Origin of the sequence: Streptomyces sp. NPDC004610 (genome assembly GCF_040609715.1) — a bacterium.
Lineage (GTDB): Bacteria > Actinomycetota > Actinomycetes > Streptomycetales > Streptomycetaceae > Streptomyces.
Genome location: NZ_JBEXLA010000043.1, coordinates 1 through 21,786, shown reverse-complemented (window position 1 = coordinate 21,786; position 21,786 = coordinate 1). Strand labels below are relative to the sequence as shown.

Sequence of the window (21,786 nt, the reverse complement as noted above, 5' to 3'; positions counted from 1 at the left end):
GTGTACCGGGGCTGCATCAGTCATGCACGAGCTGCATCGCGGACAATTGCCGCTCGGTTACGTTCGGTTGAGCAGGCGGGATCGGCGACGGCAGGAGGAGCCGTGGCACAGATGGTCGACGCACCGGGTGAAGCAGGACGGATCGGTGAGCTGATCCGTCAGGCACGCGTGCTACAGGGGCGGTCGCAGCGCGATGCCGCCGTCGCACTGGGGTATCACCAGTCGAAGGTGAGCCGCCTGGAGAGCGGCAGAGGTACGGGGGACGTACGCATCCTGCGCGAGATCGCGCAGGTGCTGAAGATTCCGCGGCACCGTCTCGGCCTAGCCGCCGCACCCGTCGCCAGCCCCGCCGATCCCGAAACCGAGGACATGCACCGCTTTCCTGGATGTGACGGCCACCGCGCTTGCGGCGGCCCCACCGTTGTCGACCCCGGCACATCATGAGCTGGTCCGGGTCCTCATGCCCGGCAAGAACTCTGCAAGTACCGGGCAGTTCTTGGACTTCGACAGGCTGCGGGCCCGGACACGGGCCGTACGGCGGATGTTCTGCACGTGTGACTGCGCGGAACCGGAGCAGACCCTGCCGGGGCTGATCGCCGACCTGCGCCGGGCCGCCGAGGACTCATCCGACTCGGTGGAGGTGTCCGGGTTGCTCGCGACCGGCTACCAGACGTCGGTCAGCCTGCTGCTGAAGCGAGCGGATCAGGGCCATGCGTGGCTCGCTGCCGGTCGGGCCATGGCCGAGGCGGAGCGGTCGGGGCATCCGGTGGTGCTCGCCGCCAGTGTCCGCGAGCACGCCCACGTTCTCGTGCGGGAGAAGCACACCGCCCAGGCCATGAACATGGTCCGCCACACCGCCGAGCAGCTCACCGGCTCCTACGACCGCCGCTCGCCCCGGTACTTGGCAGCCGTCGGTCTGCTGCTGCTCCGAGGGGCGACCGCCGCCAGCAGAAACGGCGACCGGGACGCCACCCAGGACTTCCTCGCCGAGGCCCTGCGCATCGCCGAGAGCTGTGCGGCACAGGACGTCCGCCGCCCGGCCGTACGCGAGCTGGTCGCCGACATGGTGGCCCGCGACCGCCGCCGGGCACTGCCCGAACTCCACCACTTCAGCCGTCAACTGGGAGTGCCCGCGTGAGTGATCAGCACGACAAGCCGTTCCTCCAGATCGTGGTCTGCGCCGCCGGGGTCGCCGCCGACGTCGGCCGGCTGATCACCGCTGCGCAGGAGCGGCACTGGGACGTCGGCGTCATCGCCACCCCACAAGGGCTCGGTTTCCTTGACGTGGCGGCTGTCGAGGCCCGGACCGGCCGCCCCATCCGCTCCGCCTGGCGGTCGCCGGGGGAACCGCGCCCGCCCCGGACCGCCGATGCGATTGCGGTCGCCCCGGCGAGTTTCAACACGGTCAACAAATGGGCCGCCGGGATCTCCGACAATCTCGCGCTGGGCGTCCTGTGCGAGGCGCCCGCGATGGGGATTCCGGTCGCGGTGCTGCCATACCTGAACTCCGCCCAGGCCGCCCATCCCGCCTACCACCAGAGTCTGGATCGGCTGCGCGAGATGGGCGTCCTGATCGGCTCGTACGAACCCCACCGGCCCAAAGCCGGCGGCGGCGCCGACCACTACCGCTGGGAGGAGGCGCTGGAGCTGCTCGCTCCCGGACTGTCCCCGCGGCCGTGATCAGCGCCGTCGTGCTCGCGCGCACGGGGAACGATGAAACCCCAGCTCAGGGCCACACAAGGCAATACGGCTGATGCCCCGCCTCATGCAACCGGTGCGAGAAGTCCTGCCACTCATGCAGCAGTTGGTACACATTGAACGCATCCCGCGGCCCCCCGCGATCCGGGACCGTCGACCAGATGAACGCCGCCGCGCCCACCGCCTCCTCGCCGATGCCGCGCAGGGGGTCGACGACCGTCATGGGGAGTTTGACCACCGCGTAGTCGGGGTGCAGGACGACCAGTTCCAGGGGCGGGACCTTGTGCAGCGGGACGCCCTCGATGCCGGTGAGGACCATCGCGGCCATCGTCTCCGGCTTGATCTTGGTGAACATGCCGTTCATCCCGAGCTCGTCGCCGCCGAGCTCCTCGGGACGCATCGAGATCGGGACCCGGGCCGCGGTCGCCCCGTCCGGCGCGCCGAAGTACTTGTACGTCACCCCCACCCGACCACCATTCCTGCTCCCGGCCCGCAGGCCGTCCAGCCGGCGGTCGATCGGTCGGTCGATCCGTCGGTCGATCGGCTCGGGCTCGCTCGGCGCACCCTGTGCCTGACGTGTCTCGGCGGCTTCCTCCGCGTCGCGCCGGTGCCTTCCCCGCCGGGCACGTCGAGGACCCAGGTCATCAGTCCCCTCGCCCAGTCCGCCACCGCGATGCATATCTCCACCCGACTGCTTTTCTAGGACGCCCGGCCCCGGCCGTGCAACCCGATCATCGTGTCAGTGACCTCCCCCACGGCCGCTCGCCGAAACGTGCGGTGAAACACCTGTCCGCAGGTTCTTCGCAGCACCCAACCCATACGGCCCTGGACGCTGTACGTATCAACGGTCATTCTCAACCGTCATTTTCGCAGATGGTCCGGGAAGGATCATCGGTTTGCGCCGCCGGTTCGCGCCACGACCGTCCGTACGCCCCCGCTCACGCCCCCACGTCCATCCCGCTCACGCCCGCACGTCCATCCCGCTCGCCGAGTCCATCCCACCCACTCACGCCCCCACGTCCATCCCGCTCGCCAAGCCCATCCCACTCACGCCCCCACGTCCATCCCGCTCAGCCGCTCACCCCGCCCACCCCACTCACCCCGCCCAGTCACCCCCCGCCCCCTCGCCCCGCCGGCGGCCCTCGCCCCCGCCGGCGGCCCCCGCCCCACCCCCTGTCCTACCCTGAGGGCATCACTGCCCCCGGAGTCCGAGAAGTCGGAGAAGTCGCAAGGTCATGAGCGAACTGCCATATCCATACGAAGCACCCGCCTCGCAGGCGCTGTTCGACCGTGCCGCGGCCGTCACGCCCGGTGGCGTGAACTCGCCGGTCCGTGCGTTCCGCGCGGTCGGCGGCACCCCCCGGTTCATGGTGTCCGGCACCGGGCCGTATCTGACGGACGCGGACGGACGCGAGTACGTCGACCTCGTCTGTTCCTGGGGGCCGATGATCCTCGGGCACGCGCACCCCGAGGTGATCGCCGCCGTACAGGCGGCCGTCGCCCGCGGTACCTCCTTCGGTACGCCCGGTGAGGGCGAGGTCGCGCTCGCCGAGGAGATGACCGGGCGCGTCGGCCCGCTGGAGCAGGTCCGGCTGGTCTCCAGCGGGACCGAGGCCACCATGTCCGCCATCCGGCTCGCCCGCGGCTTCACCGGCCGCACCAAGGTGATCAAGTTCGCCGGCTGCTACCACGGGCACGTGGACGCGCTGCTCGCCGCCGCCGGCTCCGGTGTCGCCACCTTCGCGCTGCCCGACACCCCCGGCGTCACCGGGGCGCAGGCCGGGGACACCATCGTCCTGCCCTACAACGACCTCGAAGCCGTCCAGGCCGCCTTCCACGCCCACCCGGGCGAGATCGCCTGTGTGATCACCGAGGCGTCCCCCGGGAACATGGGTGTCGTACCGCCGCTGCCCGGGTTCAACCAGGGGCTGAAGGACGCGTGCGCGAAGAACGGCGCGCTGTTCATCTCCGACGAGGTGATGACCGGGTTCCGTACCAGCCGGGCCGGATGGTTCGGGATCGACGGGGTCGTGCCCGATCTGATGACCTTCGGGAAGGTGATGGGCGGGGGCTTCCCCGCCGCCGCGTTCGGGGGGCGGGCCGATGTGATGGGGCATCTCGCCCCGGCCGGGCCCGTCTACCAGGCCGGCACCCTCTCCGGGAACCCGGTCGCCACCGCCGCCGGGCTCGCCCAGCTCCGGCTGCTGGACGAGGCGGCCTACGAGGTCGTCGACGCCGTGTCCGCGCGGATCCAGGGGCTGGTCGCCGACGCGCTCACCAAGGAGGGCGTCGCCCATCGCATCCAGAGCGCCTCCAATATGTTCTCCGTCTTCTTCACCAGCCGTGAGGTGCGGGACTACGAGGACGCCCGGCGGCAGGAGTCGTTCCGCTTCAACGCCTTCTTCCACTCCATGCTCGCGAGCGGGGTCTATCTGCCGCCCTCGTCCTTCGAGTCCTGGTTCGTGTCCACCGCGCATGACGACCGGGCCGTCGAGCGGATCGCCGACGCGCTCCCGGCCGCGGCCCGAGCGGCGGCGGAGGCCACGGACCGATGACGTACAGGGATGCAGCGGACGCGGGGGAAGCAAGGGGAGAGGGGGGCGGTCGGCGGGATCTCACCGTCGTCCATCTGGTGCGGCACGGCGAGGTCTCCAACCCGGAGGGGATCCTGTACGGGCGGCTGCCCGGCTACCACCTCTCCGAGCTGGGGCAGCGGATGGCCGACCGGGTCGCCGAGCATCTCGCCGACCGGGACATCACCCGGGTCGTCTCCTCCCCACTGGAGCGCGCCCAGGAGACCGCGAGCCCCATCGCCAAGACGCACGGCCTGGACCTCGCGACCGACCGCCGGCTCATCGAGGCCGGGAACGTCTTCCAGGGCAAGACCTTCGGCGTCGGTGACGGCGCCCTGCGCCGGCCGGAGAACTGGCGGCACCTCACCAACCCGTTCCGCCCGTCATGGGGAGAGCCGTACGTCGATCAGGTCGTCCGGATGATGGGGGCGCTGGACGCCGCCCGGGAGGCGGCGCGCGGGCACGAGGCCGTGCTGGTCAGCCATCAGCTGCCGATCTGGATCGTGCGGTCCTACATCGAGCGGCGCCGACTCTGGCACGACCCGCGCCGACGGCAGTGCACCCTCGCCTCGCTGACGTCCTTCACCTACGAGGGCGACCGGATCGTCTCGGTGGGGTACAGCGAGCCCGCGCGCGAGCTGGTGCCGCCGCATCTGCGGGTGGGGGCCCGGCCGGTGAAGGGGAAGGACAAGGCGTTCGGGGCGTGAGGTCCGGCCGTTCGGGGTCCGGAGCCCGGTCATTGCCGCCGCCGGTGCGCCCCGGTGCGCCCGGTTGCTCCCCGGTGCCCCTTGTGACCTGATCGTCATATTTGTAGGCAAACCTTCACTTCTGCAAGGAACCTTCCCGTTCCTGTCCACCTCTGACTGGGTGACCACAGAGGACGCACAGGGACGGGGACTTCATGCCTCACATCACCCGCAGGGGAGCGCTAGGACTGGGCGCGGGCGCCGCCGCCACGGTGGGACTCGCGGCATGCGGTACCGGATCGGACGGCTCCGGGGGCTCCGGCGGTTCCGGGTCCGGGGGGACCGGGGCGGGGGGTGACGGCGGCGGGAGTCCGTCGCCGAGTGCCAAGCCCATCGGCGACGGGTCCACGGCCTTCACCGGCAAACAGCCCCGCCAGCCCGAGGCGCCCCGGCCACTGGAGCCGGGGGAGACCCCGCCGCAGTTCGTGGTCTTCTCCTGGGACGGGGCGGCCGAGGTCGGCAACGGGCTCTTCCCCCGCTTCCTGGATCTCGCCGAGGAGCACGGCGCCGGGATGACCTTCTTCCTCTCCGGGCTCTATCTGCTGCCCGAGTCGAAGAAGCGGAAGTACGACCCGCCGAACAACGACCGCGGCGCCTCCGACATCGGCTACCTCACCGACGCGCACATCAAGGACACCCTGGAGAACGTCCGCCGCGCCTGGCTCGAAGGCCATGAGATAGGCACCCACTTCAACGGGCACTTCTGCGCCGGTTCCGGCTCGGTCGGCAACTGGACCCCGCAGCAGTGGCGCAGCGAGACAGACCAGGCCAAGGCGTTTGTGAAGGAGTGGCGGACCAACACCGGCTGGACCGATCTGCCGTCCCTGCCCTTCGACTACGACAAGGAACTCGTCGGCGCCCGCACGCCCTGTCTGCTCGGCCAGGACAAGCTGCTGCCCGTCGCCCGCGAGCTGGGCTGGCGCTACGACGCCTCCTCGCCCGGCGGACGCCAGGTCTGGCCGGTCAAGCGGAACGGGATCTGGGATCTGCCCCTGCAGCAGATACCGTTCCCGGGGCGCGGCTTCGAGGTGCTCTCCATGGACTACAACATCCTCGCCAACCAGTCCGTGAACTCCACCAACGCCCCCGCGCACAACTACCCGGGCTGGCGCGAGCAGGCGACGAAGGCGTACATCAAGGGATTCAAGCGGGCTTTCGAGACCAATCGGGCTCCCTTCTTCGTCGGCAACCACTTCGAGCAGTGGAACGGCGGGATCTATATGGACGCCGTCGAGGAGTCGATCAAGCACATCGCGCGGGAGAGGGAGAAGGGCGAGGACGTCCGGATGGTCTCCTTCCGGCAGTTCGTGGACTGGCTCGATGTGCAGAAGCCCGAGGTGCTGGACCAGCTCCGGACGCTGGATGTGGGGCAGGCGCCCACGGGCGGCTGGCAGGGATTCCTCGGCGGCGGCGCGGCCACCTCCACCTCGCCCCCCGCAGGGGCGTCGAACGCGGCCTGAAATGGCCGTTTGCCGTCCCGAGGGGGGTGCCCAAGATCCCCGGAACGGACATGCGAAACTTTTCACATGAGTGCCGCCAGCCGCGCCCCCCTGTGCTCGAACCGGTCCCGTCGCAGCCATCGCACCACCGCTCCCGCCCGCCGCCGCGCCGCCCTGGGGGCCGGTGCCGCCGTGGTCGCCCTGCTCGCCACCGCGTGCAGCTCCGGCGGTACGTCCGGCGGAGGCGGCGGCACCGGCTTCATCACCGGCGCCGACGGCATCGCCACCGTCGAGCGCGCCGAGCGCACCGACATCCCCGAACTCTCCGGCCCGACCGTCGACGGCGCCACCGTCGATGTCGCCGACTACGAGGGCAAGGTCGTCGTCCTGAACGTCTGGGGCTCCTGGTGCCCGCCCTGCCGGGCCGAGGCCAAGAACTTCGAGAAGGTCTACCAGGACGTCAAGGACCAGGGCGTCCAGTTCGTCGGGATCAACACCCGGGACACCTCCACCGGCCCGGCCAAGGCGTTCGAGGACGAGTACGGGGTCACCTACCCGAGCCTGTACGACCCGACCGGCAAGCTGATGCTCCGGTTCGAGAAGGGCACCCTCAATCCGCAGGCCATCCCCTCCACGCTGATCATCGACCGGGAAGGCAAGGTCGCCGCGCGCACCCTCCAGGCGCTCAGCGAGGAGAAACTGCGCACGATGCTCGAACCGGTGCTGGCGGAGAAGTGACATGACCGGACTGTCCGGAGTGTCCGCGCTGGCCGCGAGCAGCTCCCTCGATCTCGCCGCCGTCGGCTACAACGACACGGTCCTCAACGGCGCCCTTCTCGTAGCCCTGCCCATCGCCCTGCTCGGCGGGCTGGTCTCCTTCTTCTCCCCCTGCGTCCTCCCACTGGTCCCCGGTTATCTCTCCTATGTCACCGGAGTCACCGGCACCGATCTCGCCGAGGCCCGCCGGGGGCGGATGGTCGCCGGGGCGTCCCTCTTCGTGCTCGGCTTCACCGCCGTGTTCGTCTCCACCGGCGCGCTGTTCGGGTTCTTCGGGCAGACGCTGATGGAGAACCAGGGCGTCCTGACCAAGGTGCTCGGCGTCATCATGATCGTCATGGGCGTCTTCTTCATGGGTCTGATGCCCTGGCTCAGCCAGCGCGAGTTCCGTCTCCACCGGCGCCCGGTGACCGGACTCGCCGGGGCCCCGCTGCTCGGCGCGCTGTTCGGCATCGGCTGGACGCCCTGTATCGGCCCCACCCTCTCCTCCGTGCTGATCCTCTCCTCCGAGCAGGGCAGCGCGGGCCGCGGCGCCGCACTCACCATCGCGTACTGTCTCGGCCTCGGCCTGCCCTTCGTGCTCGCCGCGGTCGCCTTCCGCCGGGCCCTCGGCGCCTTCGGCTGGATCAAGCGCCACTATGTCTGGGTCATGCGGATCGGCGGCATCATGATGATCGCGACCGGCCTGCTGCTGCTGACCGGCATCTGGGACACCCTCGTCCAGCAGATGCAGACCTGGTCCAACGGCTTCACTGTGGGGATCTGATCGACCGATGAGCGACACCGACACCGGCACCGGGACCGACACCAGGACCGGCGCCCAGGACAAGGCCGCCGCCGACGCGCGCGCCGGACGGCGGGCCGCCTCCCGCACCGCCGACGACGACGGAATCGGCGAGGCCGGCAGCCGGCTCTCCACCGCCCCCCGCGAGGACGCCCCGAACCCGAACCTCCCCTCCCTCGGGGTGATCGGCTGGCTGCGCTGGTTCTGGCGCCAGCTCACCTCCATGCGGGTCGCGCTGCTGCTGCTTCTGCTGCTCTCGCTCGCCGCCGTGCCCGGCTCCCTGATCCCGCAGTCCGGTATCGACATCACCCTGGTCGACGACTTCCGCGAACGGCACGAGACCCTCGCGCCGATCTACGACAGGCTCGGCCTCTTCAATGTCTACAGCTCGGTGTGGTTCTCCGCGATCTACATCCTGCTGTTCATCTCCCTCATCGGCTGTATCGTCCCGCGCACCACGCAGTTCGTCGGCCAGCTCCGCAGCCGCCCCCCGGGCGCCCCCAAGCGGCTCACCCGGCTCCCCGCCTACACCACCTGGCGCACCGCCGACGAGCCCGAGCGGGTCCATGAGGCCGCCCTCGCCATCCTCAAGCGCGGCCGGTTCCGCGCCCATCTCACCGGGGACTCCGTCGCCGCGGAGAAGGGTTATCTGCGCGAGGTCGGCAATCTGGTCTTCCATATCGCGCTGGTCGTGATGCTGATCGCCTTCGCCTGGGGCCAGCTCTTCAAGTCCGAGGGCAACAAACTGATCCTGGAGGGCGACGGCTTCGCCAACACCCTCACCCAGTACGACGACTTCAAGTCCGGCAACCTCTTCTCCCAGGACGACCTGGACGCCTTCAGCTTCATCCTCAACGACTTCCGCGGCACCTACGAGCCCACCGGCCCCAACCGCGGCACCCCCCGCACCTACCAGGCGACGATCACCTACAGCGTCGGCGCCTACGGCGAGGAGCGGACCGCCACGCTCAAGGTCAATGAACCCCTGGCGATCGGTGACACCAAGGTCTATCTCGCCAGCCACGGCTACGCCCCGATCGTGACCGTCCGTGATGCCACGGGCAAGGTCGTCATGGACAAGGAGGCCGTGGCCCTGCTGCCGCTCGACGGCTTCTCCACCTCCACCGGCGCCATCAAGGTCATGGACGGCTACCGCAACGCCGACGGCGAGCGGGAGCAGCTCGGCTTCAACGCCTTCTTCGTCCCCACCTTCGCCGGTGAGGGCGAGGGCACGATGGTCTCGCAGTTCCCCGCGCTGCTGAATCCGCGGCTGGCCCTCTCCGCCTACCACGGCGATCTCGGGGTCGACTCCGGTATCCCGCAGAGCATCTACCGGCTCGACCAGACCAATATGAAGGAGTTCAAGGACTCCAACGGCGAGCTGTTCAAGCAGCGGCTGGCCGTCGGCGACACCATGACGCTGCCCGACGGGGCCGGTTCGGTCACCTTCGAGGGCGTCCAGGAGTGGGCCGGCTTCCAGATCGCCCAGCAGCCCGCCAGCGGCTGGGCCCTGGGTGGGTCCATCGCCGCGATCTTCGGTCTCGCCGCGTCCCTGTTCGTCCAGCGCCGCCGGGTGTGGGTGCGGGCCGTCAGGGGCGCCGACGGGATCACCGTCGTCGAGATGGCCGGGCTCGGCCGCAGCGAGTCCGCGAAGGTACCGGAGGAACTCGGCGAACTGGCCGGGCTCCTCTACGACCAGGCCCCGGGCGCCCCCGAGCCCGACGATCCCGGCACCGGTCCGGACGACACAACCGACCCCGCCTCCGACGCCGACCCGGGCCCCGACCACGGCCCCGACGCCGACCCCGGCCCCGCCTCCGTCTCCGACTCCCAAGACCCCGCCGTACCTGCCGAAGGGGCTGAGAAGTGACTCTCGCCGCCGCGACCAACGAGAACCTCGCGAACATCAGCAATACGCTGATCTACTCCGCGATGGCCGTCTACACCCTGGCCTTCTTCGCCTATATCGTCGAATGGCTCCTCGGCAGCCGCAGCAAGGTGGGCCGCACCGCCGCCGCGCTCACCGCGGACACCCCGGCGGACGCCTCCACCGCACCGGCCGTGACCGTACGCAAGGCCGGCGGGACCGCCGTGCTGGAGCGGCCCAAGGTCGTCGTACGGTCGGTGGCCGGGGCGCGGGACGTGCCCGACGGGCCCGGTGCGCACGGGGGCAGCGAGAAGGGCGACCTCTACGGGCGTATCGCCATCTCGCTCACCGTCGTCGCCTTCCTCGTCGAGTTCGGCGGGGTGCTCACCCGCGCGCTGTCCGTGCAGCGGGCGCCGTGGGGCAACATGTACGAGTTCAACATCACCTTCTCCACCGTGGCCGTCGGGGTCTATCTGCTGCTGCTCGCCCTCAAGCAGAACGTGCGCTGGCTGGGTCTCTTCCTGACCACCGTCGTCCTCCTCGATCTCGGCCTTGCCGTCACTGTCTTGTACACCGCCAGTGACCAATTGGTTCCCGCTCTGCACTCGTACTGGCTCTACATCCATGTCTCCACGGCGATCCTGTGCGGCGCGGTCTTCTATGTCGGCGCGGTCGCCACGCTGCTCTATCTCTTCCGGGACTCGCACGAGGCCAAGCTCGCCTCCGGCGGCACCCCCGGCCGCTTCGCCAGCTCCTTCCTGGAGCGGCTGCCCGCCGCCGCGTCCCTCGACAAGTTCGCCTACCGTGTCAACGCCGCCGTCTTCCCGCTCTGGACGTTCACGATCATCGCGGGGGCGATCTGGGCCGGGGACGCCTGGGGCCGCTACTGGGGCTGGGACCCCAAGGAGACCTGGTCCTTCATCACCTGGGTCGCCTACGCCTGCTATCTGCACGCCCGCGCCACGGCCGGCTGGAAGGGCCGCAAGGCCGCCTACCTCGCCCTGATCGCCTTCGCCTGCTGGCTGTTCAACTACTACGGCGTCAATATCTTCGTCTCCGGCAAGCACTCCTACGCCGATGTCGGCCTGGGCGCGCTCCAGGCGGTCGGATTCTGAACGCCGGTCGGTCCCGGTGAGGGCTGGTCATACTGAAGGCATGCAGGAAGAGACCGCCCAGTTCGCGATCGATACGTTCCTCTCCGCTTTCAACGCCTCCGACGACAGCTACGTGCCCGGTCTGCTCGCCCAGGCGCTCACGCCCGATGTCCTGCTCTTCGGCCCCCTCGGCCGCAGTGAGGGCATCGAGGCGGTCGAGTGGTTCGTCCTGGACATCCGCAACCATCCGGCGGGCACGGGCAGGATGGTCCGGGCGTCGGGGGTCGACATGCCCGACGAATGGGCCCGGTACCGGTGGGTGTTCACCACGCCGGGTGGCGGGCCCCGGCTGGCGGGCACGGATGTCGTCCATCTGCGCCGTGATCGCATCGACCAGATCGTGGTGTTCGCGGGGGAGATCAAGGCGGGGGCGTAGCCGGCGCGATGCCGGGTACGGCCCCCGCCCCCTCGGGGCCCCCGTACCGGGCGTCACACGCCCTTGGGGCCCTCGTCCTTCCCGGCGTCCTTCTCGTCGTCCTTGTCACCGCTGGCGTCGCGACCGTCGCCCTCCCCGGTGTCCCCGTTCTTCCCGGTCTCCTCGCGGGACGCGCGCGTGTCGTCGGCGAGGGACTTCAGGAACTCGGGGTTGTCGTCCGGGGCGACGAAGCGGGCGCGGCCGGAGCCGGAGCGGACGCCGGACCAGCCCTCCGCCGCGGGGGAGCGCTTCTTCCCGGCGATCAGCCAGGACAGCGAGCCCACCAGCGGGAACAGCAGCACAAGGATCGCCCACAGCGGTTTGGGCATGTGCCGGATGTCCTCGTCCTTCGTGCTGATGCAGTCGATGAACGCGTAGATGCTCAGCGCCAGCGGTACGAGGAACATCAGCAGCCTGAGCATGGTCGACAGCCTCCTGGAACGCGGGGGAGGGCGGCTCGCACCGGCCCCGTGACGGGGCCAGGGTAACCGCTCGGGGATACTGGACCCCATGGCTTACGACGATCTTCGCTCCCTGCTCAGGGCACTGGAGCGCGAAGGGGACCTCAAGCGCGTCAAGGTCGAGGTGGACCCGTACTTGGAGGTCGGTGAGATCGTCGACCGGGTGCAGAAGGCGGGCGGTCCTGCCCTGCTCTTCGAGAACGTGAAGGGCTCCTCGATGCCCCTCGCGATGAATGTCTTCGGCACCGACCGGCGACTGCTGAAGGCGCTGGGGCTGAAGTCGTACGGCGAGATCAGCGAGAAGATCGGCGGGCTGCTGCGGCCCGAGCTGCCGCACGGGTTCGTCGGGGTGCGCGAGGCGTTCGGCAAGCTCGGCGCGATGGCGCACGTACCGCCGAAGAAGGTGAAGCCGGAGAACGCGCCGGTGCAGGAGGTCGTGCTGCACGGGGACGAGGTGGACCTGGAGCGGCTGCCGGCGCTGTTCACCTGGCCGCAGGACGGCGGGTCGTTCTTCAATCTGGGCCTGACCCACACCAAGGACCCGGAGTCGGGCGTCCGCAACCTCGGTCTGTACCGCCTCCAGCGGCACGACAAGCGCACGATCGGGATGCACTGGCAGATCCACAAGGACAGCCGCAACCACTACCAGGTCGCCGCCCGCCGCGGTGAGCGCCTCCCGGTCGCCATCGCCTTCGGCTGTCCGCCCGCCGTCACCTACGCCTCCACCGCCCCGCTCCCCGGGGACATCGACGAGTACCTCTTCGCCGGGTTCCTCGCGGGCAAGCGGACCGAGATGGTCGACTGCAAGACCGTGCCGCTCCAGGTCCCGGCGCAGGCCGAGGTCGTCCTGGAGGGCTGGCTGGAGCCGGGGGAGATGCTCCCGGAGGGGCCGTTCGGCGACCACACCGGCTTCTACACCCCGCAGGAACCGTTCCCCGCGCTGACCATCGACTGTGTGACCATGCGCAAGCGCCCGCTGCTCCAGTCGATCGTGGTGGGCCGCCCCCCGACGGAGGACGGCCCGCTGGGAAGGGCTACAGAGCGCTTTTTCCTGCCCCTCCTGAAGATCATCGTGCCGGACATCGTGGACTACCACCTCCCGGAGGCGGGCGGATTCCACAACTGCGCGATCGTCTCCATCGACAAGAAGTACCCCAAGCACGCGCAGAAGGTCATGCACGCGATCTGGGGCGCCCACATGATGTCCCTGACCAAGCTGATCGTGATCGTGGACAGCGACTGCGATGTGCACGATCTGCACGAGGTGGCGTGGCGGGCGCTCGGCAACACCGACTACGCCCGTGACCTGTCGGTCGTCGAAGGCCCCGTCGATCATCTCGATCATGCCTCCTACCAGCAGTTCTGGGGCGGCAAGGCGGGCATCGACGCGACGAAGAAGTGGCCGGAGGAGGGCTATACGCGAGACGGCGGCTGGCCCGACATGGTCGTGTCGGACCCGGCCACGGCGGCGACGGTCGACCGCCGCTGGAAGGAGTACGGACTGTGACGGGCACCACGGGGACGGGCGCGGGCACGGGCACGGGCACGGAGACGGGTGCGGCGGACGCCGGTACGGCGGACAACGGCACGGCGGACAACGGCACGGCGGACAACGGCACGGACGGGCGCGGTACGGGCCCGGGGTCCGGCCGCCGCCACCCGGGTGAACCGGGGTGCCTCCGGTGACCAGCGCCTCCGCCGCGATCCCGCAGCCCGGACGCACCAAGGCGTTCCTCCGGCTGGTGATGATCGAGCACTCGGTCTTCGCCCTCCCCTTCGCCTATATCGCCGCGCTCACCGCGATGTACGACTGGGACCGGAACATCCACTGGGCCCGGCTGCTCCTGGTCACCGTCTGCATGGTCGGCCTGCGCACCTTCGCGATGGCCGTCAACCGGATCATCGACCGCGAGATCGACGCCCGGAACCCGCGCACCGCCCACCGCGAACTGGTCACCGGCGCGATGTCGGTCCGGCACGCCTGGACCGGCGCCCTGATCGCCCTGGTGGTCTTCCTGGGCGCGGCGGCGCTGCTCAACCCGCTGTGCCTGGCCCTCGCCCCCATCGCGGTCGTCCCGATGGTCGTCTATCCCTACGGCAAGCGCTTCACCAACTTCCCCCAGGCCATCCTGGGGCTCGCCCAGGCCATGGGCCCGATCGGCGGCTGGCTGGCGATCAGCGGCACCTGGTCCTGGGACGCGGTCATCCTGGGCCTGGCCGTCGGCATCTGGATCGGCGGCTTCGATCTGATCTACGCCTGCCAGGACGTCGAGACGGACCGCGAGGTCGGGGTCATGTCGGTCCCGGCGCGGTTCGGCATCCCCGCCGCGATCTGGGCCGCCCGCGTCTGCCACGCCGTGACCACGGCTCTGTTCGCCTGGTACGCGCTCGCCACCGGCGCGGGCGCGTTCTTCTGGCTGGGCCTGCTGATCGTCGCGGGCGCGTTCGTCTACGAGCACTCCATCGTCCGCCCCCATGATCTGTCCCGGCTGAACCGCGCCTTCTTCAGCGTCAACGGCTTCATCGGTATCGCGCTGTTCGTGTGCGCGCTGCTGGATCTGCTGGTGCGGGGGCTGACGGTGTAGCGGCGGACCCGGTACCTCGGGGCTGAGCCCTACAGCCGTCCCGGCACCCCCGCCGAGCGCCCCAGCGGTCTCCGCCCCCGGACCAGGAACGCCGCCGCCACCCCCGCTATCAGGCCGATCAGATGACCCTGCCAGCTGATGCCGGTCTGGGTGGGGGCCAGGCCCGCCAGGAAGGTGCCGCCGTAGACCGCGGCGACCAGGATCCCGACCAGGATGCCCAGCGGGCGGCGCTCCACGAAGCCGGTCACCAGCAGATAGCCGAAGAGGCCGAAGATCAGGCCGGACGCGCCCGCCGTGTTGGTGCCGGACGGGGCGACCAGCCAGACGCCCACCCCGTCGGCCACGATGATCAGCGCGCTCACCAGCAGGAACCGGCGTATCCCGCCCAGCGCGGCGAGGAAGCCCAGCACCAGCAGCGGGACCGTGTTCGCCATCAGATGGCCGAAGCCGAAGTGGATGAAGGACGCCGGGATCACATCGATCAGCTCGGACGGCGTGCGCGGCACGATCCCGAAGCCGTCCAGCTCATGGCCGGTGAGCACATCGACCACTTCCAGCAGCCACAGCAGCGCCACCAGGCCCAGCACCAGCCTGGCCGCCGCCCACGCGCGGGCCCCGCCGCCCCGCCGCCCGCCCGGCTGCCGGGCCTGGCCCGGTCCCGTTCCCGGTCCCAGATCCGATCCGTAGTAGTTCGCCATGACACCCCCCGCGACTGGTTTGTCCCTTGGAGGAACGCCCCGCACCCCACCGCCGGTTCCCGTCCGGCCGGACGGATGGTTCCCACCCGGCCGGGGCGGATATTCGCACCCCCTCGGGCCGGATAGGCTCGGAGGTGTGAACCCAGTCAAGCCAGGAGAGACGCCCCGTCCGCCTTGGATCGTGGGGGTCTCCGGGGCTTCCGGCACTCCTTACGCCGCCGCGGTGCTCCGCGCCCTCCTCGCGGCGGGGGAGCGGGTCGATCTGGTCGTCTCCCGGGCCTCCCGGCTGACCCTGCTCGATGAGACCGGCCTCGCCTTCCGGGACGCCCACTGGCAGGACGACCTGCGCGAATGGCTCTCCCGGGGCGCCGACGGCAAGCCCGGCGCCTTCACCCCCGACCTCGGCGGCGTCCGCTACTGGAACGCCGGTGATCTGGCCGCCGGACCGTCCTCGGGGTCGTACGCCACCCGGGGGATGCTCATCGTGCCCGCCTCCACGGCCTGTGCCGCCGGGGTCGCGCTCGGGCTGTCCAAGGATCTGCTCCAGCGGGCCGCGAGCGTCACCCTCAAGGAGCGCCGCCCGCTGGTCGTCGCCGTCCGGGAGACCCCGCTGAACGGGCAGACCCTGCGGCACCTGGTCACACTGGACGACGCGGGGGCGTCCGTCGTCCCCACCTCGCCCGCCTTCTACGCGGGCGCCACCCATATCCAGGACCTGGTGGACTTCGTCGCCGGGCGGGTCCTGGACGCGGCCGGGGTCCCCCACTCCCTCTACCGGCGCTGGACCGGCGAACTCGGCGGCGGATCGGCCGGCCCCGCCACCGGCTGACGGCCCGCCCCCCACAGACCTCTCCATCACGCACGTACACCCAGATCTCCTCAGTCTCTTCAGTGGAAGGCTTCGATCGCATGGACGCCGTGGACAGGCAGCTCATCCAGGCCCTGAGGGAGAACGGCCGGGCCTCGTACGCCGAGCTGGGCCGTCTCGTCGGACTGTCGGGGCCGAGCGTCACCGACCGGATCAACCGGCTGGAGGCGGCCGGTGTCATCACCGGCTACCGGGCCACCGTGGACGCCGCCTCGCTCGGGCTCGGCGTGATCGCCCTCATCGGTATCTCCCTCTCCGACGCCGCCGACCACGAGGACGTGGCCCGGCGGCTGAAGGATCTCCAGGAGATCGAGGACTGCTGGTTCATCGCCGGGGACGACTCCTTCATGCTCAAGGTCCGCGCCACCGATGTGGACGGCCTGGAGAAGATCATCCGGCGGCTGTCCGGCACCAAGGGCGTCTCCCGCACCCGGACCACCATCGTGCTCTCCACCAAGTGGGAGAACCGGGTCGGGGAGTTGCCCGAAGAGGTCTGAGGGCGCAGGCGTACGGTGGGTCGGGTCCGGCCGGGTGTGGCCGGACCGTCGGAGAAAGGGCATGTGGATGGACGCCGGGGTCAAGCGCGAGCTGGAGCAGAAGGTCCGTTCCGGTGAGCGGCTGACGCGCGAGGACGGCCTCGCGCTGCACGCGGCGGACGACCTGGCCTGGCTCGGCGGTCTCGCCCACGGGGTCCGCACCCGGGTCAACGGCACGGCCGGGCACTTCGCCGCCGTACGCCACCTCGACACGCCGGTCGAGGACGCCGTGGCGCGCGCCGGGGACCTCGCGGGCGAGGGCCTGACCGAGCTGCGGCTGACGGCCGCCGTCCGGGACGGGCTGCCCTGGGAGGCGTACCCGCGCGCGGTGCGGGCGCTCCGGGACGCCCTGCCCGGCGTGTCGCTCCAGCTCTTCACCGCCGGGGACATCCTGACCCTGGAGACCCTCTCCGGGCGGGACGCCTCCGCCGTCCTGGACGAACTGATCGACGCCGGACTCGGCTCCCTCACCACCGGCGACACGGAGACCGGCGACGACTGGCCCGGCCGCTCCCGCGTCCACCGCCTCGCCCACGGCAAGGGCCTCATGACCCCGGCCTCCGTGGGCCACGGCCCGGACGGCGTCGACGAGTTGCTCCGGCTGCGCGCCCTCCAGGACGAGACCGGCGGCTTCCAGGTCCTGGTCCCGCTGCCCGACCCGCAGGGCCCGGCGGTCACCCCGCTGGAGGCGCTCAAGACCTTCGCCGTCGCCCGGCTCCTGCTCGACAACGTCCCCCACCTCAGGGCCCTGTGGACGGCGTACGGCCTCCAGACCGCGCAGCTCGCCCTCCAGCACGGCGCCGACGAGCTGGACGGCTCGCTGACCGAGGCGGACCTCACCCGGGACGACCTGGTCGCGCTGATCCGGGACGCCGGATTCCGCCCGGTCCAGCGGGACGCCCGCTACGGGACCGTCCAGGAGCACGAAGGCCCCGACCCGGCCCGCCGGGAGGCCCCGCAGCCGATGCGGCTCTGACGGGGTCCTTGGGGGTGCTGTTCTGCGGGACGCCTTCCCCGGGACGCCGTCAGCGGGGCGGCCTCCCCAGGACGCCGTTAACGGGTCGCCCTCCCCGGGACGCTGTTAGGGGGGACGCCCCCCAGGACTCCATTCCCGGCGCGCCCTCCCCAGCACGCCGTTCCCAGCCCGCCCCACCCAGGACCCTCCCGTGCCCAGCGACGAACGCCCCATGCCCCTGACCTTCACCCTCGACCCCGCCGTCGACCCCGCCCTCCGCGACGGCATTCTCGACCTCTGGGCCGATGTCACCAACGCGGGCGGAGCCGTCGGCTTCGTGGCCCCGGTGGACCGTGAGGCGATCCGCCCCGAACTGCTGAAGCACTTCACCGCGATCGCCGACGGCCGCACCCGCCTCCTCGTCGGCCATGACGACGAGGGCCGGGTCGCCGCCACCGCCTTCTTCGCCTTCAACACCCACCGCCTGATGACCCACTGGGTGTGGCTCTACACCGTGATGGTCCACCCCCGCTACCAGGGCCGTGGCCACGGCCGCGATCTGCTCGCCGAAGCCGCCCGAGCGGCGCGCACAGCGCGCGGTTTCGACGGCGTCGAGGCGATCCGGCTCGGCTGCCGCGGCGGCCTCGGCCTGGAGCGGTTCTACGGTTCCTGCGGCTACAAGGAGGTCGGCCGCATACCCGGCGCGATCCGGGTGGCACCGGGCGACGACCGCGACGACATCGTCATGCTGCTGCCCCTCTGACCGGCCCCCGCCCCCGACGGCCCCGCGACCCCCCTCCATGACCGGGCGGGACGGCGTGCTTCACTGGACGGTGTCCCCCCGGTGAACGCGGCGACTGAACACGGCGACGCAGAAACGCAGGAAACGGAAGAGTGGATTGAGATGCTCCGCTACACGCTGATGCGCCTCGGGATCTTCGTGGCCTGTCTTCTGGCCGTCTCGGGCCTGGTCTACTCCGGGATCGCGCCGCGCGGGCTCGGGGAGTCCAACGGCATGTGGATCGTCCTGCTCGCGCTGGTGATCTCCGCCCCCATCAGCTTTGTGGCGCTGCGCAAGGAGCGGGACCGCGCCTCGGTCGGGATCGTCGGCCGGGTCGACCGGATGAAGGCCAACCTGGAGGCCAACCGTACGCAGGAGGACGTCGCCGACGACGCCGCCCGCGCCGCGCTGGCGCAGAGCCAGGAGCGGGAGCAGGAGAAGGTCCAGACCCCGGCCCAGGCGGCGCAGACCCGCAGCCGCGCGCAGTCCCAGGGCCACCCGACGGGCCAGGCGCAGACCTCGTAGCAGCACCGGACGGGCCGCGCGCGGGCCTCGTGGCCGCGCCCCCGCCCCGCAACCCCCTCCACCCTCCCTTCCTCTCCCTCCCTCCCCGCACCCCGGTTCGCCCGGGGTGCTTTGCTTTGTTGGGGTATGGGGCGTGTTGTACCTCTCAAAGAAAGGCTTTGAGGATCTCAAAGCCTGGGTGTTACGGTCTAGACATGAAGTCCGCAGCCGAGTCCGTCATGCCTCCGAGCGTTCCGCTCGTCGAGCGCCTGCATGTGGACCTCTGCCGGTGCGCCTCCGCCAGCTGTCGTCACTGACAACGTTCTCCTGGACCATCCCCCGGTCCGGGCCCGCCAGTTCAGCCAGTCAAGCGCCAGCACTTCCCCGTCCCCGTCGCGCATCTCCCCCACCGGAGCCTGTCCGTGTCTGACACGAATTCCCTCAAGCTGCCCATAAGAGTGCCCTTCTGGGCCCAGATCATCATCGGTCTCGTGCTGGGCGTGGCGCTCGGCTGGATCGCCAGGTCGGCCGATGTCTCCTGGCTGGTGACCACGCTCGACAAGATCGGCGGCATCTTCATCGGCCTGCTGAAGCTGGCCGTCGCCCCGCTTGTCTTCTTCGCGATCCTGGTCTCCATCACCAATCTGCGGAAGGTCAACAACGCCGCCCGGCTGGCCTCCCGCACCCTGCTCTGGTTCATGATCACCTCGCTGATCGCGGTCGCCATCGGCATCACCATCGGCCTGGTCACCAACCCCGGCTCGGGCACCGGCCTGACCCCGGCCGACGGCGCCGCACCCGAGAACCGCGGCTCCTGGCTGGACTTCCTGACCGGGATCATCCCGACGGACGTCATCACGCCCTTCACCGAGCTGAACGTCCTCCAGATCGTCTTCATGGCCGCCGTCGCCGGTATCGCCGCCCTTCAGCTCGGCGAGAAGGCCCAGCCGATCCTGACCCTGAGCGAGTCGATCCTCGAACTGCTCCAGAAGGCCCTGTGGTGGGTCATCCGGCTCGCCCCGCTCGGCACGGTCGGTCTGATCGGCAACGCCATCGCCACCTACGGCTGGGACCTGATCGGCAAGTACGCCACCTTCACCGCCGACATCTACGTCGGCTGCGCGATCGTCCTCTTCATCGTCTACCCGGTGCTGCTCGCCACCGTCGCCAGGGCGAACCCGCTCCAGTTCTTCAAGGGTGCCTGGCCGGCGATCCAGCTCGCGTTCGTCTCCCGCTCCTCGGTCGGCACCATGCCGGTCACCCAGCGGGTCACCGAGCGGCTCGGGGTGCCGAAGGAGTACGCGTCCTTCGCGGTGCCGTTCGGCGCCACCACCAAGATGGACGGCTGCGCCGCGATCTACCCGGCCATCGCCGCGATCTTCGTCGCCCAGATCTTCGACGTACAGCTCGGCGTCGGCGACTATCTGCTGATCGCGTTCGTCTCCGTCGTCGGCTCCGCCGCCACGGCCGGACTGACCGGCGCGACCGTGATGCTCACGCTCACCCTGTCCACGCTCGGTCTGCCCATGGAGGGCGTCGGTCTGCTGCTCGCCATCGACCCGATCCTCGACATGATCCGCACGGCGACCAATGTGGCCGGTCAGGCGCTGGTCCCGGTGCTGGTCTCGGCCCGCGAGGGCATCCTCGACCGGGACGCCTACGACAAGGCGGGCGGCGGCTCGCCACTGGACGGGCCGGTGGAGGACAAGCGCCAGGTCCCACTCCCGGCCTGACCCCCCTCTTCCCAGCTCCCCATAGTCCTCATAGTCCCCGTAATCCCCCTAGTCCCCACGGGAATCCGGGAATCCGGTCCAGGGGCCGTCCGCGCATCATCTGATGAACGGGCGGCCCCTGGAGCGTTCCACGACCGTTCGCGGGGGCCGCCCGGAGCATGGTCATCACTGTCACCGGCCGGACGTACGCTAAGGCGCATGGGTGCCGTGAAGAGCAAACGGATGCCGCGCGCGGTGCGTGAGCAGCAGATGCTGGACGCGGCCGTACGGATCTTCGGGCAGCGCGGGTACATGGCGGCCTCCATGGACGACATCGCGGAACTCGCCGGGGTGTCCAAGCCGTTGGTCTATCTGTATCTGAACTCCAAGGACGACCTCTTCACCGCCTGTATCCGCCGGGAGGCCCAGGCCCTCGCCGACGCCGTGCGCACCGGGGCGCGCGCCGATCTGCCCGCCGACCGGCAACTGTGGGAAGGGCTGCTGGCGTTCTTCACCCACACCGCCGGGCACCCCGACGGCTGGGCGGTGCTGCATCTGCGGGCCCGCACCCATGGGGACCGGTTCGCGGCCGAGGCCGATGAGATGCGCGCGGAGATCGTGGCGTTCGTCGCGCAGCTGATAGCCGCCGCCGCGCGGGACGCCGGGCAGGGCGGCCCGGAGTCGGGGACGGATCTCGCCGGGCTGGCCGAGGCTCTGGTGGGCGCCGCCGAGTCCCTGGCCGCCTGGGCGAACAGCACGCCCGGGGTCACCGCCCGGCAGGCCGCGGCCACCCTGATGAACTTCGCCTGGACCGGCCTCGGCGGCCTGCTGGCCGGCCACCGCTGGACGCCCCCGCCGACGCCCTGACCCGGCCTGGCCCGGTCAGGGGGACGCCCCCACCGGCACCCCGGCCCAGCCGACGCGGGCCCGCCCCCGCCCAGACCTCCGCCGTAAAGTCCCCGGACCCGCACGAACTCCCCATGACCCCGCCGTACGATCACGACTCGTCCGGCGCGGAGGCCGAGCGCAACACAACAGAGCACAGCACAGCCCAGCCGCTGAACGCCTCCCTACGCCCAGCGCGTACCACTGGCAGCAGAGCGCAGTAGCGCGGAAGCAGTGCACGGCTGCCGCAGGCCCCAGGAGTCTCAATGACGAAGTCAAGCCGCTTGCGTGACCGGTGGGGCGGAGGTGAAGATCCGTCCGTCACGCAGCAGGGCCCACAGAACGCCC

21 protein-coding genes and 2 pseudogenes are annotated in these 21,786 nt (G+C 70.6%); 20 read left to right on the top strand and 3 right to left on the bottom strand.

The genetic code is table 11. The features are described 5' to 3' along the window. The first annotated feature begins 111 nt into the window (after positions 1 to 111). A pseudogene (locus ABZX40_RS35250) lies at positions 112 to 1,138 on the top strand (helix-turn-helix transcriptional regulator). Further along, positions 1,135 to 1,680: a flavoprotein gene (locus tag ABZX40_RS35245; RefSeq protein ID WP_355747281.1), complete on the top strand. Its 546-nt coding sequence runs from the start codon at positions 1,135 to 1,137 to the stop codon at positions 1,678 to 1,680. The pseudogene ABZX40_RS35250 and the gene ABZX40_RS35245 overlap by 4 nt, the downstream one beginning before the upstream one ends. Positions 1,681 to 1,726: 46 nt before the next feature. Here the strand turns inward: ABZX40_RS35245 and ABZX40_RS35240 are convergent, their stop codons facing one another. Continuing rightward, entirely contained in the window at positions 1,727 to 2,164 is a 438-nt protein-coding gene (locus ABZX40_RS35240) for a hypothetical protein (protein WP_003974483.1), read from the bottom strand. Between the two features lie 769 nt (positions 2,165 to 2,933). On the opposite strand from ABZX40_RS35240, the gene hemL reads away from it, so the two are divergent. The 8 genes from hemL to ABZX40_RS35200 all read left to right on the top strand — a co-directional run bounded on the left by hemL (position 2,934) and on the right by ABZX40_RS35200 (position 11,414). Further along, positions 2,934 to 4,253 carry a glutamate-1-semialdehyde 2,1-aminomutase gene (gene hemL / locus ABZX40_RS35235; protein ID WP_355747277.1) on the top strand — a complete coding sequence of 440 codons (1,320 nt, stop codon included), beginning with the start codon at positions 2,934 to 2,936 and terminating at the stop codon, positions 4,251 to 4,253. Next, on the top strand, positions 4,250 to 4,978 hold the full coding sequence (locus tag ABZX40_RS35230) for a histidine phosphatase family protein (protein WP_355747273.1): 729 nt from the start codon (positions 4,250 to 4,252) through the stop codon (positions 4,976 to 4,978). The genes hemL and ABZX40_RS35230 overlap by 4 nt, the downstream gene beginning before the upstream one ends. A 194-nt stretch (positions 4,979 to 5,172) precedes the next feature. After that, entirely contained in the window at positions 5,173 to 6,477 is a 1,305-nt protein-coding gene (locus tag ABZX40_RS35225; protein WP_355747271.1) for a hypothetical protein, read from the top strand. Between the two features lie 66 nt (positions 6,478 to 6,543). Continuing rightward, positions 6,544 to 7,194 (top strand): TlpA disulfide reductase family protein, encoded by a 651-nt coding sequence (locus ABZX40_RS35220; RefSeq protein WP_355747268.1) that lies wholly within the window; start codon positions 6,544 to 6,546, stop codon positions 7,192 to 7,194. Between the two features lies 1 nt (position 7,195). After that, positions 7,196 to 7,999 (top strand): cytochrome c biogenesis protein CcdA, encoded by an 804-nt coding sequence (locus ABZX40_RS35215; protein WP_355747265.1) that lies wholly within the window; start codon positions 7,196 to 7,198, stop codon positions 7,997 to 7,999. Between the two features lie 7 nt (positions 8,000 to 8,006). Continuing rightward, complete coding sequence (locus ABZX40_RS35210; RefSeq protein ID WP_355747262.1) at positions 8,007 to 9,887, top strand: cytochrome c biogenesis protein ResB; 1,881 nt, start codon at positions 8,007 to 8,009, stop codon at positions 9,885 to 9,887. After that, a complete protein-coding gene (ccsB, locus tag ABZX40_RS35205) occupies positions 9,884 to 10,999 on the top strand; it encodes a c-type cytochrome biogenesis protein CcsB (RefSeq protein ID WP_355747259.1) in 1,116 nt (371 codons plus the stop codon). Before ABZX40_RS35210 ends, ccsB begins: the two co-directional genes overlap by 4 nt. Positions 11,000 to 11,039: 40 nt before the next feature. Beyond that, positions 11,040 to 11,414 (top strand): nuclear transport factor 2 family protein, encoded by a 375-nt coding sequence (locus tag ABZX40_RS35200; protein WP_355747256.1) that lies wholly within the window; start codon positions 11,040 to 11,042, stop codon positions 11,412 to 11,414. Between the two features lie 53 nt (positions 11,415 to 11,467). Here ABZX40_RS35200 and ABZX40_RS35195 read toward each other — a convergent pair whose 3' ends face one another. Further along, entirely contained in the window at positions 11,468 to 11,875 is a 408-nt protein-coding gene (locus ABZX40_RS35195; protein ID WP_355747253.1) for a PLD nuclease N-terminal domain-containing protein, read from the bottom strand. A gap of 88 nt (positions 11,876 to 11,963) precedes the next feature. On the opposite strand from ABZX40_RS35195, the gene ABZX40_RS35190 reads away from it, so the two are divergent. The 3 genes from ABZX40_RS35190 to mqnP are packed head-to-tail and all read left to right on the top strand — an operon-like array spanning position 11,964 to position 14,499. Next, positions 11,964 to 13,421, top strand: a complete 1,458-nt coding sequence (locus tag ABZX40_RS35190) for a menaquinone biosynthesis decarboxylase (protein ID WP_355747250.1) — start codon at positions 11,964 to 11,966, stop codon at positions 13,419 to 13,421. Beyond that, a complete protein-coding gene (locus tag ABZX40_RS35185; protein ID WP_355747247.1) occupies positions 13,418 to 13,600 on the top strand; it encodes a hypothetical protein in 183 nt (60 codons plus the stop codon). Before ABZX40_RS35190 ends, ABZX40_RS35185 begins: the two co-directional genes overlap by 4 nt. After that, positions 13,597 to 14,499 (top strand): menaquinone biosynthesis prenyltransferase MqnP, encoded by a 903-nt coding sequence (mqnP, locus tag ABZX40_RS35180; RefSeq protein WP_355747244.1) that lies wholly within the window; start codon positions 13,597 to 13,599, stop codon positions 14,497 to 14,499. Before ABZX40_RS35185 ends, mqnP begins: the two co-directional genes overlap by 4 nt. Positions 14,500 to 14,528: 29 nt before the next feature. On the opposite strand, the gene ABZX40_RS35175 is transcribed toward mqnP, so the two are convergent. After that, positions 14,529 to 15,197, bottom strand: a complete 669-nt coding sequence (locus tag ABZX40_RS35175) for a rhomboid family intramembrane serine protease (protein ID WP_355747241.1) — start codon at positions 15,195 to 15,197, stop codon at positions 14,529 to 14,531. Between the two features lie 136 nt (positions 15,198 to 15,333). Between ABZX40_RS35175 and ABZX40_RS35170 the strand changes: the two genes are divergently transcribed. The 7 genes and pseudogenes from ABZX40_RS35170 (at position 15,334) to ABZX40_RS35140 (ending at position 21,420) form a co-directional block, all read left to right on the top strand. Then, positions 15,334 to 16,026, top strand: a complete 693-nt coding sequence (locus ABZX40_RS35170) for a UbiX family flavin prenyltransferase (protein ID WP_355747238.1) — start codon at positions 15,334 to 15,336, stop codon at positions 16,024 to 16,026. Between the two features lie 80 nt (positions 16,027 to 16,106). Further along, a complete protein-coding gene (locus ABZX40_RS35165) occupies positions 16,107 to 16,562 on the top strand; it encodes an Lrp/AsnC family transcriptional regulator (protein ID WP_279550938.1) in 456 nt (151 codons plus the stop codon). A gap of 67 nt (positions 16,563 to 16,629) precedes the next feature. After that, complete coding sequence (locus tag ABZX40_RS35160; protein WP_355747235.1) at positions 16,630 to 17,577, top strand: aminofutalosine synthase MqnE; 948 nt, start codon at positions 16,630 to 16,632, stop codon at positions 17,575 to 17,577. A 211-nt stretch (positions 17,578 to 17,788) separates the two neighbouring features. Further along, complete coding sequence (locus ABZX40_RS35155; RefSeq protein WP_355747445.1) at positions 17,789 to 18,319, top strand: GNAT family N-acetyltransferase; 531 nt, start codon at positions 17,789 to 17,791, stop codon at positions 18,317 to 18,319. A 141-nt stretch (positions 18,320 to 18,460) separates the two neighbouring features. Continuing rightward, positions 18,461 to 18,742, top strand: a pseudogene (locus ABZX40_RS35150) (DUF4229 domain-containing protein); the annotation flags it as partial. A gap of 515 nt (positions 18,743 to 19,257) precedes the next feature. Next, entirely contained in the window at positions 19,258 to 20,574 is a 1,317-nt protein-coding gene (locus ABZX40_RS35145; protein WP_355747442.1) for a dicarboxylate/amino acid:cation symporter, read from the top strand. Positions 20,575 to 20,772: 198 nt separating this feature from the next. Beyond that, a complete protein-coding gene (locus tag ABZX40_RS35140) occupies positions 20,773 to 21,420 on the top strand; it encodes a TetR/AcrR family transcriptional regulator (RefSeq protein WP_355747232.1) in 648 nt (215 codons plus the stop codon). Positions 21,421 to 21,786 lie beyond the last annotated feature (366 nt).

Coding starts and splice junctions, on each gene's coding strand:
- hemL (WP_355747277.1), top strand. CDS start 2,934: ATGAGCGAACTGCCATATCCATACGAAGCACCCGCCTCGCAGGCGCTG.
- ABZX40_RS35230 (WP_355747273.1), top strand. CDS start 4,250: ATGACGTACAGGGATGCAGCGGACGCGGGGGAAGCAAGGGGAGAGGGG.
- ABZX40_RS35225 (WP_355747271.1), top strand. CDS start 5,173: ATGCCTCACATCACCCGCAGGGGAGCGCTAGGACTGGGCGCGGGCGCC.
- ABZX40_RS35220 (WP_355747268.1), top strand. CDS start 6,544: ATGAGTGCCGCCAGCCGCGCCCCCCTGTGCTCGAACCGGTCCCGTCGC.
- ABZX40_RS35215 (WP_355747265.1), top strand. CDS start 7,196: ATGACCGGACTGTCCGGAGTGTCCGCGCTGGCCGCGAGCAGCTCCCTC.
- ABZX40_RS35210 (WP_355747262.1), top strand. CDS start 8,007: ATGAGCGACACCGACACCGGCACCGGGACCGACACCAGGACCGGCGCC.
- ABZX40_RS35200 (WP_355747256.1), top strand. CDS start 11,040: ATGCAGGAAGAGACCGCCCAGTTCGCGATCGATACGTTCCTCTCCGCT.
- ABZX40_RS35195 (WP_355747253.1), bottom strand. CDS start 11,875: ATGCTCAGGCTGCTGATGTTCCTCGTACCGCTGGCGCTGAGCATCTAC.
- ABZX40_RS35190 (WP_355747250.1), top strand. CDS start 11,964: ATGGCTTACGACGATCTTCGCTCCCTGCTCAGGGCACTGGAGCGCGAA.
- ABZX40_RS35175 (WP_355747241.1), bottom strand. CDS start 15,197: ATGGCGAACTACTACGGATCGGATCTGGGACCGGGAACGGGACCGGGC.
- ABZX40_RS35165 (WP_279550938.1), top strand. CDS start 16,107: ATGGACGCCGTGGACAGGCAGCTCATCCAGGCCCTGAGGGAGAACGGC.
- ABZX40_RS35160 (WP_355747235.1), top strand. CDS start 16,630: ATGGACGCCGGGGTCAAGCGCGAGCTGGAGCAGAAGGTCCGTTCCGGT.
- ABZX40_RS35155 (WP_355747445.1), top strand. CDS start 17,789: ATGCCCCTGACCTTCACCCTCGACCCCGCCGTCGACCCCGCCCTCCGC.
- ABZX40_RS35140 (WP_355747232.1), top strand. CDS start 20,773: ATGGGTGCCGTGAAGAGCAAACGGATGCCGCGCGCGGTGCGTGAGCAG.